This is a genomic window from Streptomyces sp. NPDC003456 (genome assembly GCF_042878735.1).
In the GTDB taxonomy this organism is placed as follows: Bacteria; Actinomycetota; Actinomycetes; order Streptomycetales; family Streptomycetaceae; genus Streptomyces.
This window is the reverse complement of the sequence record NZ_JBIAOK010000001.1, coordinates 350,139-363,129: the sequence shown is the minus strand read 5'-3', so window position 1 is coordinate 363,129 and position 12,991 is coordinate 350,139. Positions and strand designations below refer to the sequence as shown.

Below are 12,991 nucleotides of genomic sequence, written 5' to 3'. Positions count from 1 at the left end.
ACGGCAGCGCGGTCACTCTCTCTTCCGCTGCCACATGACCTCAAGTACGGACGAACGTCGCTGTCCGTTCAGACAGGGGGCAGATGTCGGCAGCATTCCGAACGGCACCATCGGTGGCTGGCGCGCTCGGCGAGAACGACCCGAACGACTCGGTCCGGTTTGTCCCCCGCAGCGACGGGTGCGTTGGTGGCCTGCTGCGCGCAGGCCGAGAGACCGTCGTCGGCCGTTCATCCCACCAGATGCAGGCGTTGCGCGCACACACCGAGCCGGACACGCTGGCCCCAGGTGAGCTCGACCGCATCGGACTCCATCCCGTCGCCGAACGCGACGAGGCGCTCCGACTCGACGTCGAGGGTCAGGCGGTTGCCCCCCTCCAGCTCGCCCGCCACCAGGGAGGTGCCGGTGGTGGGGGAGGGCCATGCCTCACGCACGAACCACACCAGCCGTCCCTCGGTGGGGGCCGGCAGCCGCACGTCGCCGACCGCCCCACCACCGCCCCGCTCCTGCCACACCGACCGGACCCAGCCGGTGGCCCCGGTACCGGTGCCCACCAGCACACCGGACGAAGCCTGGGCCTCGGCGGCACCGCGTCCATCGTCGAGGCCCAGGCGGTAACGGGCCGTCTGGTGGCCGGCGGCGCCCACGTAGATCTCATTGAGTGCCAGCAGTCGTTGGGTGTCGTCGGCGACAGCCTCGACCATGGTCAATTCGGTCGTGCCGGTGCTGGTGGACAGTGAGGCGGGCAGAAGCCTCCGCGCGTCGGCGGGCCGATGGCGGACCAGGACGCCCGGATTGCGGCCCGGGTCCGCGTCGACGCCCACCACCGGCTGTCCCGTGAGGTACTTGGCGACGTTCGCCACCAGCCCGTCCTGACCGACGACGACCACCACGTCCTCGGGGGCGAACAGAAACCGGTCCAGGTCGCTCCGCTCCACTCGGCTCTGGCGCCACGTCAGGGGAACGGCGGCCGCCACTTCCGCGAGCGCGCGTCTCGTGCGCCGGTGACGCTCGGCGACCTCCTCGATGTCACGGCCCCGCGAGGAGAGAAAGAAGGCGGCCTGGCCGTGTGTGCCGTGCCGGGCCACCAGCTCCTCGTACTCCGTGGTGCGGTGGACCAGCACGGCCCGCGGGGCCAGGCTCATCCTCGGTCTCCCATGCCGAGCCTCGACAGCATGCCGGTCACGACGTCCGGCGACACCGTCACGCTGTCGATGTGCGGAAGGTTCTCCGCGAGTCGCGTGCCGGTGAGCGCGTGCAGGGTGGCCACGTCGACCTCTCCGTGCGCCCGCAGCCAGGCCGCCTGGGCCTGCGCCCGTGCCTCGCCCACCTCGCGCGCCGCTTCCGCCTCGGCGCGAGCGAGCTGCACCGTGCGCGTCGCCTCCGCCCGCGTCAGCAGCTCGGTGCCCTGTGCCTCAGCCTCGGCCAGCCTCACCGAGCGTGTGGCCTCCGCTTCCGCGAGCCGCACGGACCGCGTGGCTTCCGCCTCCGCCTTCACCTTGTCCGCGGCCGCGTTCTCCTCCGCCTCACGCCGGGTGTTCACGCCCCGCTGCTCGACCAGTTGCTCCTCGCGGCGTGCCAGCTCGATTCTGCTTGCGAGTTCGTTCTCCGCGATCGTCCGTTCCCGTTCGACGGCCACCGCACGCCTCTCGTAGGTCGCCCGGTCGGCCTCCTGCTGGATCTGCTCGCGCGCCGGCGTGCGCAACGCGCGTTCGACCTCCGGCTCGGGACGCAGGGCGACCACGCGGACTGCCACGATCTCGATGCCGGTCGCCGGCAGACGCGGTTCTGCGGCCAGCCCCGCCGCTATCCGCTCCCTCACCGCCGTCACACCGTCCACCAGCGCTGATGCCAGCGACGTACGGGCGAGGACATCCAGCGCGTGCTGTTGCGCCGTCTCCGTCAGCAGCGTGCCGAGCTGTTCCAGCGGTGCACCGCGCCAGATGCCGGTGTCCGGGTCGATGGAGAAGTCCAGCCGGACGGCGGCTACGGCCGGGTCGCTGATCCGGTACGTCACCGTGGCCTGCACCGTCAGGTCCTGGAAGTCAGCCGTGCGGGCGTGAAAGGTCATGGCCAACTCACGGTCGTCGACCGGGACTTCGGAGAGCGCGGCGCTCAGCGCACGGAACCAGAAGCTGAGCCCCGGCCCGTCGTGCACCAGCTTGCCGGAGCGGTGGTGGCGCACATGTGTCGTCGGGGCGCCGCGGAGGTGGCGCCAGCCCAGTCGCCGGGTGATGTCGGCCATACAAGCCCCCAATCCCTTTTCTCGTCAACGAGACGATAAAAGGAACCTAGCCACATCAGCTCTTGTCGTCAACCAGACGACAACAAAAGCGACCCGACCGCTGTGCACACAGCGCTTCCACTCCCTGACACTCGCTCAAGATCGGTGTGCGCCTGCTCCTGCGCGATCGCCCGTGGTCTCACTCTCACTCGACTGGGGCGATGTCACCCCGGCCGGCGATGTCGAGCCGCCTCGAGCGGCGTTACGGAAAAGTGTCGACCGGATGTGAAACAGGTCTTGCGGTTGCCGAGGTTGCTTCTCATACTCCCGCTTCAACACGAGTTGCCCCATTCGAGTGGCACCTCGAACCGGCCCTTTCGAGGTGCCCTCCGTCACCCCACCACTCCGTCTCAGCTGGGAGTTTCCGCTATGGCAACACGGCAGGACGTGGCCAGGCTCGCGGGCACCTCGCCCTCGGTTGTCAGCTACGTACTCAACAACGGACCTCGGTCGGTGGCACCGGCAACTCGGGAACGAGTACTGGCGGCTGTCAGGAAGCTGGAGTACCGGCCGAACGCGGTGGCTCGCTCATTGCGTATGAGTCAGACCATGACCTTGGGACTGATCGTCCCGGACGCCGCGAACCCCTTCTTCGCCGAACTGGCGCGTTCCCTGGAGGACCATGCGTGGGCGGTCGGATACACGCTGCTCGTAGGCAATACGGTCGACGACCCGGCCCGGGAGGCGGGGTACGTAAGGACCTTCGTGGACCGGCAGGTCGACGGCCTGGTGCTCATACCTTCCCACGGTGACGGTCCCTGGCGAGCCGAGCTGGTCCGCTCCGGAGTCCCCAGCATCGTCTTCGACCGGGAACTGGAAGGGGTCGTGGCGTCGCATGTGGTCGTCGACAACATGCACGGCGCCCGGGAAGCCACCGAGCATCTCCTCGCGCACGGGCGTCGGCGTATCGGCTGCATCGCGGGACCCCTGGGCATCCACCCCACCGTGGACCGCGTCATCGGCTGGCGCAGGGCACTGGAGGGCGCCGGACTCAAAGCCGGGACCGGTTCCGGCGGCTCTACCGGCTGGGAGGTCTGCCCCGACGCGTCCCCCCTGCTGCACGGCCAGTTCGGGCGGCTCGACGGCTACCGGTCGGGGCGGGCTCTGCTCTCCCGGGACAGATCCGTCGACGCGCTGTTCGTCACATCCGACGAGCAGGCGTTCGGAGTGCTGCGGGCGGCCACCGAACTGGGTCTTCGGGTCCCGGACGATCTCGCGCTGGTCTCCTTCGACGGCATCGCGGCGGGCGCTTACACGACCCCGGCGCTGTCCACCATGTGCCAGCCCTTCGACCACCTCGCGGAAACGGCTGTGCAGCGCCTGCTGGGGCGGATGAAGGATCCCGATCTGCCCCCCACCCGGGACGTGCTGCCGGTGACGCTGCTCGCCCGCGGTTCGTGCGGCTGCCCGGACCCCGACGGCGGAGAGCACGTGGACGCGGCCCTGCAGGCGTCGCCGCGGCAAGCCGGGGCGCACCACCCAACCGGGGAGCTCGGTACGGATGAGTGAGCGACTGATCGTGATGGGCAGCCTCAACATGGACCTGTCCGTGACCGTCCCACGGCTTCCGCAGCCGGGCGAGACGATGCCGGGAGCCGACGTGGTGCGCGCTCCGGGAGGCAAGGGAGCCAACCAGGCGATCGCCGCCGCCCGGCTCGGCGCCGACGTGAAGATGATCGGCCTGCTCGGCGCCGATGCGTTCGGTGACGAGCTTCGTGCCCGGCTCGTCGCCGAGCGAGTCGACGACCGCGGAGTGTCCACCGTGGCGGGGGTCACCAGCGGCCTGGCACTGATCGTCGTCCAGGACGACGGTGAGAACACCATCACGCTCTCCCCGGGCGCCAACCGCCATGTGGACGCCCGATGCCTCGCACGACTCACTGCACCAGGTGCGATCCGGTCCGGGGACACCGTGCTGCTGCAACTGGAGGTGCCCGTCGACACCGTGCTCGCGGCCGCACGGGCGGCGAGGGAAGCCGGGGCATTGACCGTGCTGAACGCGGCGCCGCTGCCGACGGCGCCGCTGCCGGCCGAACTGTTGCGCACCGTCGACGTCCTCGTCGTCAACGAGACGGAGGCCACGGGTCTGCTGCCGCCTGCGCAGAAGACCGCCCCCACCCACGACATCATCGGCGACCTCCCTGCCGGCGATCAGTGGCTGACACATGCCGAGCGCTTGCGCTCACTCGGTCCGGGCACCGTCGTCATCACGCTGGGTGCGTCGGGAGCGGTCGCGGCCGGGCAGACGCAGCAGGTGAGGGTCCCCGCCTTCGACGTCGAGGCAGTGGACACGGTCGGCGCCGGTGACGCCTTCAGCGCGCAGCTCGCTCTGGATCTCGGCCGGCGTGAGCCACTGCCCCGAGCACTCCGCCGGGCCTGCGCGGCGGGAGCCCTTGCCACGACTCGCCGCGGTGCCCAGGACGCACTGCCCACCCGCGCCGAGGTGGCACACCTGCTGGAGGCCGTCCATGCGGGCTGAGGGACTGTGGCATCCGCGCCTGTTGCAGGTGATCGCTTCGCTCGGACACGGCGATCTGCTGGTGGTGGCCGATCCCGGGCTGCCCGTACCCCCCGGCGTGGAGGTCGTCGATCTGGTCTGGCGACGAGGTGATCCCCCCTTCGGGCCCGTACTGGACGCCGTGCTCGGCGAGATGGTCACCGAGCACGCCACGATCGCCGTGGAAGCCGCTGAACCTCGACTGCTCGCCCTGTTCGACCGGCGACTGCACGACATCGCAGTGGACCGCATCCCGCACAGCGCGCTCAAGGAACTCACCCACCGCGGCGTCGTGGCGCTGGAGGACGTACAACTGCGCCTGCGTGCGGGGGAGGTGCACGCTCTGCTCGGTGAGAACGGAGCGGGCAAGTCCACCCTCGTGCGCATCCTGGCCGGCAACCAACCCGCCGACTCCGGAACCATGCGGCTCGACGGCCGCCCGTACGCCCCTGGCAACGCGGCGGCCGCCATGGCCGCCGGGGTCCAGGTCGTGCACCAGGAACTGAGCCTCCTGCCCAACCTGACCGTCGCGGAGAACCTCTTCTTCCAACGGCTCCCGCGCCGGCTGGGCTTCGTGGACCGGCGGGCGCTGCATCGCAGAGCGGCCGAACTCCTCGCGGACATCGGCCTCGACGTGTCGCCGACGACGAAGGTGAAGCAACTCGGCATCTCGCAGATGCAACTGCTGGAGATCGCCAGGACCGTGTGGCAGGAGTGCCGCGTGCTGGTGATGGACGAACCGACCGCCACGCTCACCCCCCAGGAGACCGAACGCCTCTTCACTCTGCTGCGACGGCTCGCCGAGCGCGGTACCGCCGTCCTCTACATCTCCCACCACCTGGAGGAGGTCTTCGAGATCTGCGACCGGATGACCGTGTTCCGAAACGGTCGCCACGTCGTCACCAAGGACCTCGCCGGCACGGACACCGCCGAGATCATCAGGTTGATGGTCGGCCGTGACATGGACCATGAGTATCCGCCCGTCACCGTCCGCGAACGCGGTCCCGAACTGCTGCGCGCCGAGGCACTGCAGCCGAGGGGCGGACAGCCCGTCTCGTTCGCCGTGCACGCCGGTGAGATCGTCGGCGTCGCCGGACTGGTCGGGTCGGGCCGCACGGAGACCGCGCGAGCCCTGTTCGGCGCCGATCGTGCCGACGGCGGCCGCGTCCTCGTGCGCGGTGAAGAGGTGCAGATCCGCAGCCCCAGAGACGCGGTCCGGCACGGCATCAGCCTCCTGACGGAGGACCGCAAGGAGCAGGGGCTGGTTCTCGACATGCCACTGGCCGCGAACGTCACGCTCGCCGCGACCGGCAAGATAGCGCGCCGGGGTCTGCTGCGGCGTGCCGAGGAGGGACGGCTGGCCCAGGCCGCCGTCAGCTCCCTGACCGTCCGGACTCCCGGTGTGCGTACGGCCGTGCGGACCCTGTCCGGCGGCAACCAGCAGAAGGTCGTACTCGGCCGCTGGCTGCTCGCCGGGACGGACGTGCTCATCGTCGACGAACCCACGCGCGGCATAGACGTCGGCGCCCGCTACGAGATCCACCAGCAGCTCGTCGACCTCGCAGAGCGCGGGAAGGGCCTGCTCGTCGTCTCGTCCGACCTGCCCGAACTCATGGGCATCTGCGACCGCATCCTCGTGTTCTCCCGCGGCGCACTCGCCGGAGAGGTGCCTCGCGAGGCATTCGACACCTCCCGGGTTCTCGCCCTCGCCTACTCCGGCTACGCCTCCCGCGAGCCGTCAGGCCCGAAGAAAGGTGACCAGCCGTGACTTCCGTCCCGCCGGCGACCCACTCGTCCTCACCTCCCGTGACCCGCAAGCCGGCTGCCGCCTCCTTCGCACGGCAAGTGATGGGCGAAGCCGGCATCGGCATCGCCCTGATCGCACTGGTCATGGTGTTCGCAGTCAGCGCTCCGAAGTTCGCCACCTCGGCGAACCTGACCAACATCGCCACCGAGATCACCCTCAACACCATGCTCGCCGTCGGCATGACCTTCGTCATCCTTGTCGGAGGCATCGACCTGTCGGTCGGCGCCGTGATGGCCCTCTCGGCTGTCGTGTCGGGAGAGATCCTCACCGCCAAGGGGCTCCCGCCAACCGCCGCGATCGCCCTCGCCGTTCTGGCGGCGGCCGGAGTCGGCATGCTCTGCGGACTGGTCAACGGCTATGTGTCGGAACGCTGGCGGGTGCCGTCCTTCATCATCACCCTAGGAATGCTCAACGTGGCCCGTGGTGCGGCTCTGCAGTACACGGACGCCAAGACCCTGTACGACTTTCCCCCGGCCTTCACTCGCTTCGGGACCTCGACGGTACTCGGCATTCCCTCGTTGTTCTGGATCGCCCTCCTGATGGTCGCCGTCGGTCATCTGGTGCTCACACGGACTGTGTTCGGCCGCCTGGTCTTCGCGATCGGCGGCAACGAGGAAGCCGTCCGTCTCTCCGGCCACCGGACGTCAGCGGTGAAGGTCGCCGTGTTCGTCATCGCGGGACTGGCCGTGGGCATCGCCGCCATCACCTACATGGCACGGCTCTCGATCGCGAGCCCGATCATCGGCGGTGGTTACGAGCTCAGCGCGATCGCGGCGGTCGTCATAGGCGGCGCGTCGCTGTCCGGCGGCAAGGGCTCCATGGTGGGCACGCTGCTCGGCGCCTGCCTGCTGGGTGTTCTGACCAACGGGCTGCTGCTGATGGGTGTGTCGGACTTCCAGCGGCAGATCATCACCGGTGGCGTGATCATGGTCGCGGTCGTGGTGGACCACTACCGCGACAAGCTGGCGTCGCGTCTCACTCCGCTCGGCTGACCGCACCGCGGTTCAGTCCGCCTCCGTCTCCCCAGGGAAAACTGCATGCGGCGGGGCCGGACGACGCTCCAGATGCCTCAACCGGCCAATGGCTGAGCCGAGATGGACACCGGCATCGGGAGGCTGCAGTCAGTCCTTCGTCGGACTCGCTCGCGCGGGTGGACAGTCGTGGCCGTCGCACATCCACCGGCCGCACAGGCCGCATGCGTCGTCCGTCATCCTCGGCTGGTGCGAGAGTCGCCATCTGCTGTCGTCCGTCGACTCGGCCGCGAGACCTGCACGGCCGCAGCCATGCTCACGGGCCGCCGGCTGGGGAAGTGCACGGCCCGGATGCCGATCGCGCTGTGGGTCGCCATGAGGCCTTGCGTTCAATATGCGCATGCTGAGGCTGTGTGGGGTCGCAGGGTGTGGAGTGGTCCCCGCCACCCGGGCGGGGGGAGCCCGGGTGACGGGGTCGCCTCAGGACGGGGGGATGTGCCTGAGGGCGCCGGGCCGCCACCCGAGCGGCAGGTGCTCGGGCGGCGGGGCTTGGTGGGGTGTCGATCGTGCTTTGTCAGGTGCGCTTGCTCTGCGCTGCCTTCGGTCTCCGCCGCGGCGCCGGCTGTCGGTCTGGTCGCGGTGTCGCCGGTGCGGGGCAGACGAGCAGAGCGGACGCCATGAAGGCGCCTGAGCGTTTCACCGTGCCTCTTCTCCGGGAGTACTCACGCGGACGATGCGAACGACGCGGGCCGCGTCCTCCCCAAGTGCTGTTTTGGCGCTGCGAGTTGCGTGTCAGACGTTGGCAGAGATCGATCTGTTGACGCAAGTAGTGCAGATGTCAATCTTCTGAGTTGTCATCAGAAACGTTGGCTACGTATACGCTGGGTAGCATTGGGCGGTCCTGTCGGTCCGCAGCAGCTTCTCCTGCTCGGCGACGACGTCGAAGTGAGCGTTCCGGGGGCGTGACGGAGGTCTCCGCCGACAGCCGCCGCCGTGAGGGTGCGCCGGGTGAGGTCGCGGTCCGCGCGACCAAGCGCTCCGAGCAGGACGTGCCGGTCCGGCGCGTTCGGACCAAGCCGTTGATGACCTGCCGAGTCCCGCCATGCGCGGCGGGTCGGTGGTGGCACGCGCAGCAGCAGAGCGAGCAACTTCTCTGGTCAATTGGTGAGTTCAGAGCAGCGATAACCACACCATGCCCCCTCTAGGTGAATCATCCAGACGGCCCCGGTAGCGCTCGACCCGGTACGGCCCGAGAACCCGGCTGCTCGGATGTGGCTGCACAGCGGGGGTTGTTATGACGGCTGTCATGATGGATGCTGCCTTTTCGGCGTGCGCCGCAGCCGAGCACGACGAGCGGGGAGGAGCACAGGGTGAGGGACAACGTCGCACGGGCGATGTGGGAGAGGTACGAACCGGTTCACCAGCTGGTCTACTTCGCCCCCGAGGTGCGCGAAGCCATGGACGGTCTCGGGATGCGTGGCTACTGGATGGGCTACTTCGCCCTCCGCGCGGCGCCTCTCGGCCTTGCCTCTGCCCCGGTGGTGACGAGCTGCTTCTACGTGTTCCACCCCGACCGGGCCGCGAAGGCCCTGCCGGACGCCTGGGCTCTGGCCGGGCCGCAGCAGGTGATCGAGGCACGCGAACGGGCCGTGGACGCCGCGATGAGAAGCCTCTACGGTCCCGCCGTCGTCGACTCGACCGAGCTGGCCGAGGCCGCCGACCTCGCCTGGGAGGCCGCCTGCGCCGCGGACACGGCGGGTCGCGTGCTCGGCGCGGCCAACCAGGCCCTGCCACGGCCGGCTCAGCCGCACGTGCGGCTCTGGCAGGCCGCAACCACCTTGCGCGAGCACCGGGGCGATGGCCATGTCGCCGTATTGGTCGGCCGTCGGATGGGGCCGGTCGAGGCGCTGGTCCTCAAGAGCGCGACGGGGGAGACCGAGGCCGCATTTCAGCGACGCATCCGTCAGTGGGACATCGAGGCATGGCAGGCAGCACAGGCAGAGCTGCGCGGGCGCGGCTGGCTCGGTGGAGAGGAGCGCCTGACCGCAGCCGGAGCGGCCGCCCACGAGCAGATGGAAGCGGACACGGACGCCGCGGCGGCTGCGCCGTGGCAGGCCCTCGGCGCCGACGGCACCGCCCGCCTCGCCCACCTGCTGGAACCGCTCGCACGACGCGTCCTGGACTCCGGCATCGTGCCGACCGCCAACCCGGTCGGCCTCACGGACGGCACATGGCGCTCCGCCGGGTGATCACGCCCTCGACTCGATCGGCGGTGCGCCGTGAGGGTGCAGCGCCCTGATGTGCGATCGGCCGGTGCATCGGCGGAAGGCCGTGGCATGGGAGGAGAAGTCCGGCGCCTCCCGGGTCGTACTTTCACCGGGCGGCTCCATGCGCTTTCCCGTCGCGCGACTTGAGCCTGTCCGGACAAGGCGTGCAACCGCCACCCGCGCAGGCGTACGACTGAAACACGCCTGAGCGCTCTCGCGGCGAACTGCACGGACCCGCACAACGTCTGGACACCCCGCACGAGCTGCACCACGGTCCGCTCCGGCCCTGCCGAACCCGGGCGTGGCCGCGTCGGCCCGACGGAAACAGGTGTGCCTCCGCGAGCTGGGCGCGCTATCGTCGCGCCCATGAACGTCACCGGCCGAACCACCATCGCGACCGCGCGAGCGACCAGCTCGCCGGTTGCCGCCGTCTGACCTTCTTCTCTCCCACCGGCGACCGGAAACGGTCCGTCGGTGGTCCTGTGGCTTCCTCGGCTTCCTGCCCGGATGCGACGACCAGCGCGGGCCGTCATCCGGTGCCTCTCCCGCTGTCACCCGAAGGAGCCACCCCCCATGAACACCGAGCAGATCATTCACACGTTCGTCGAGTACTTCGAGGAGCGTGGTCACCGCCGTATCACCGGCTCGACGCTGCTGCCGCCCTCTGGCGACCCGGTGCTGTTCACCACCTCCGGCATGCATCCGCTCACCCCGTACCTGGAGGGGCGTCCCCATCCCCTGGGCCGACGATTGGTCAACGTGCAGCGCTGTCTGCGCACCACGGACTTGGAGGAGGTCGGCGACGCCACCCATCTGACGGTCTTCGAGATGCTCGGCACGTGGTCGCTGGGCGACTACGAGGGCTCATCGAGTCTCGACTGGGGCTTCAAGCTGCTCACGGAGGGGCTGGGGGTCGATCCGGACTTGCTGCACGCCACGGTCTTCGCCGGCGATGACCGGACCGGGCCGGACACCGCTTCCCAGCAGGTGTGGCAGGACCTGGGCGTTCCCGTCGAGCTCACCGTGGAGGACAACTGGTGGTCCAACGGACCGGTCGGCCCGTGCGGCCCCGACTCGGAGATCTTCCTGTGGAGCGGCGACACCCCACCCCGGTCGACCCCCACCCGCGACCACCGCTGGGTGGAGGTCTGGAACCACGTGATGATGCGCCACCGCCGCCTCGAGGACGGCTCCCTCCTCCCGCTTCCCCAACGCAACGTCGACACAGGGCTCGGCGTGGAGCGGCTGGCCTCGTTGCTGCAGGGCAAGTCGTCCGTGTTCGACTGCGACGTCTTCGACCCGTGGCGACGTGTCGTCCCTGACCTGTGGCCCCTTGACGAGCCGTCGCTGCGCCTGGTCTACGACCACGTGCGCTCAGCCGTCGTCGTACTGGGCGACGGAGTGCGCCCGGCCAACACGGGACGGGGCTACGTGCCGCGCCGTCTGCTGCGACGCGTGCTCACCTCGCTGTGGCGGGACGATCCGTCGCGCAGTCTCGGAGACCTGCCGGGGGAGCTGTTCTCCCACACTCTGGACCACTTCCGTCAGGATGCGGATCCCAGCGACGTGCGCCGGTTGCTGCTCGGGGAGGAGCGCCGGTTCGGTCGACTCCTGGAACGAGGCAGGCAGGTGCTCGCCCGCCCCCGGTTCCGGCGCACGCTGACGGACGAGGACTTCCACTACCTGCACGACACCCATGGCCTGCCTCGCGACCTGGTCACCAGCCTGCGGCAGGAGTGACGGCGAGGGCCCCCGGGCCATACCGTCCAGGGCCGCACGTCCTGAGCACCCGATGAGCGCACCGACACGTGAGCTAGAAGATCATGCAGGTGGTGGTGGCGTGGGCGATCAGTTTGCCCTGTTCGTCGAGGACCTTCCCTTCGGCGGTTGCGGTGCGGCGGCCGACGTGGATGACGGTGCCTTCGGCGGTGAGGGTCTGTCCGTCGGTTCGGGCGGCCCGGATGTAGTTGACCTTGAGTTCGAGGGTCGTGTAGCCGGCGCCGGCGGGGAGGGTGGTGTGGACGGCGCAGCCCATCGCGGAGTCGAGGAGGGTGGCGGCGATACCGCCGTGGACGGTGCCGAGAGGGTTGGCGAAGTCGGGGCGGGTGTCCAGGGAGATGACGATGCGGCCGTGCTCGACCTCGTCGAAGCGCATGCCGAGCAGGCGGCCGATGGAGGGGATGTCGGTGGGGCGTTCGGTCTGCACCCAGCGCATCAGTTCCAGGCCGGTCATGGCGGTGAGGTCGGTCGTGGTCACGGGTGGTTCTCCTTGCAGGTGTGCGTGGCGCCGCTGCGATGAGAGGCGAGGTGGTCGTCAGACGGAGAGAGAATTTGGACAGGGCGGCATGTCCGGCCTGCAGGCGGTCGTCGATCTCGACGCGTGCAGACGCGCCATGTGCCCTGCTGGTCGCGCTTGCGCGGGGGGACCGCCCGGGTCGCGGCTCGGTGCGGTGGGCGAAGTACCGGCTCAGCCCAGCGGGTTGCTGGTGTCGCGCAGGGTGGCCAAGGTCGGGGCGTGCATGCGGGCCTTGATGGTGCCGAGGGTGTTGCCGGCCTTGTTCACCTGTGCCCGGGCGATCTCGACGGCGGTGGAGCGTACGGCGTCCTCGTCGACCGCCCGGTCGACGATGCCGGCTGCCGCAGCGTCGACACCGCCGTAGCGGCGGGCGGTGAGCATGGCCTCGTGTGCGGTCTGGGGGGCCAGCTTGGACTGGATGAGGGCGGCCATGCCGGGGGTGAAGGGAATGTCGATGTCTGCCTCGGGCAGGCACCAGTAGCCGCGGTCGGCGCGCATGACCCGGAAGTCGTGGGCGAGGGAGAACATCGCACCGGCGGCAAAGGTGTGTCCCTGCAGCGCGGCCACCGTGATGACCGGCAGGGAGAGCAGCCGCGCGAACAACTCGTGGACGGAGACGACGTAGTTCTGGTGCTCGTCGGCGTGGGCGAACAACCAGTCCAGGTCGAGACCGTTGGAGTAGAACTTGCCGGTGGCGGCGGTGACCAGGGCGCGGGGGCCTTCCGCTTTCTCCACCTCGTCGAGCGCGGCGCCGACAGCCGTGAGCCAGTCGGGGTGGAAGCGGTTCTCACCGTCTCCCAGGTCGAGGACGAAGACGTTGTCCTGACGTTCGAGCACGGGCATGGCGACTCCTTCGAGCAACGTAGGTGAAG

10 protein-coding genes are annotated in these 12,991 nt (G+C 69.7%); 6 read left to right on the top strand and 4 right to left on the bottom strand.

The features are described 5' to 3' along the window. Window positions 1–227: 227 nt before the first annotated feature. Together ACFYWG_RS01285 and ACFYWG_RS01280 are read right to left on the bottom strand one after the other, a co-directional pair. Window positions 228–1,142, bottom strand: a complete 915-nt coding sequence (locus ACFYWG_RS01285) for a hypothetical protein (RefSeq protein WP_383504277.1) — start codon at window positions 1,140–1,142, stop codon at window positions 228–230. Continuing rightward, entirely contained in the window at window positions 1,139–2,242 is a 1,104-nt protein-coding gene (locus ACFYWG_RS01280; protein WP_383504275.1) for an SPFH domain-containing protein, read from the bottom strand. Before ACFYWG_RS01280 ends, ACFYWG_RS01285 begins: the two co-directional genes overlap by 4 nt. Window positions 2,243–2,650: 408 nt before the next feature. Between ACFYWG_RS01280 and ACFYWG_RS01275 the strand changes: the two genes are divergently transcribed. The 6 genes from ACFYWG_RS01275 (at window position 2,651) to ACFYWG_RS01250 (ending at window position 11,563) form a co-directional block, all read left to right on the top strand. Then, window positions 2,651–3,790 carry a LacI family DNA-binding transcriptional regulator gene (locus tag ACFYWG_RS01275; protein ID WP_389198495.1) on the top strand — a complete coding sequence of 380 codons (1,140 nt, stop codon included), beginning with the start codon at window positions 2,651–2,653 and terminating at the stop codon, window positions 3,788–3,790. Next, a complete protein-coding gene (locus ACFYWG_RS01270; RefSeq protein ID WP_389198493.1) occupies window positions 3,783–4,760 on the top strand; it encodes a ribokinase in 978 nt (325 codons plus the stop codon). The genes ACFYWG_RS01275 and ACFYWG_RS01270 overlap by 8 nt, the downstream gene beginning before the upstream one ends. Beyond that, the gene (locus ACFYWG_RS01265) at window positions 4,750–6,546 is read left to right on the top strand and encodes an ATP-binding cassette domain-containing protein (protein ID WP_389198491.1); all 1,797 of its coding nucleotides are present in this window, start codon (window positions 4,750–4,752) and stop codon (window positions 6,544–6,546) included. The genes ACFYWG_RS01270 and ACFYWG_RS01265 overlap by 11 nt, the downstream gene beginning before the upstream one ends. A gap of 38 nt (window positions 6,547–6,584) precedes the next feature. Then, complete coding sequence (locus ACFYWG_RS01260) at window positions 6,585–7,577, top strand: ABC transporter permease (protein WP_383504264.1); 993 nt, start codon at window positions 6,585–6,587, stop codon at window positions 7,575–7,577. A gap of 1,349 nt (window positions 7,578–8,926) precedes the next feature. Next, window positions 8,927–9,805 carry a hypothetical protein gene (locus ACFYWG_RS01255; RefSeq protein ID WP_389198488.1) on the top strand — a complete coding sequence of 293 codons (879 nt, stop codon included), beginning with the start codon at window positions 8,927–8,929 and terminating at the stop codon, window positions 9,803–9,805. A 591-nt stretch (window positions 9,806–10,396) separates the two neighbouring features. Beyond that, window positions 10,397–11,563, top strand: coding sequence for an alanine--tRNA ligase-related protein (locus ACFYWG_RS01250; protein WP_389198486.1), 1,167 nt, complete (start codon window positions 10,397–10,399; stop codon window positions 11,561–11,563). 73 nt (window positions 11,564–11,636) lie between these two features. Here the strand turns inward: ACFYWG_RS01250 and ACFYWG_RS01245 are convergent, their stop codons facing one another. Together ACFYWG_RS01245 and ACFYWG_RS01240 are read right to left on the bottom strand one after the other, a co-directional pair. Next, the gene (locus ACFYWG_RS01245; RefSeq protein ID WP_389198484.1) at window positions 11,637–12,080 is read right to left on the bottom strand and encodes a PaaI family thioesterase; all 444 of its coding nucleotides are present in this window, start codon (window positions 12,078–12,080) and stop codon (window positions 11,637–11,639) included. Between the two features lie 210 nt (window positions 12,081–12,290). Continuing rightward, window positions 12,291–12,962, bottom strand: a complete 672-nt coding sequence (locus tag ACFYWG_RS01240; RefSeq protein WP_389198482.1) for an enoyl-CoA hydratase-related protein — start codon at window positions 12,960–12,962, stop codon at window positions 12,291–12,293. Window positions 12,963–12,991 lie beyond the last annotated feature (29 nt).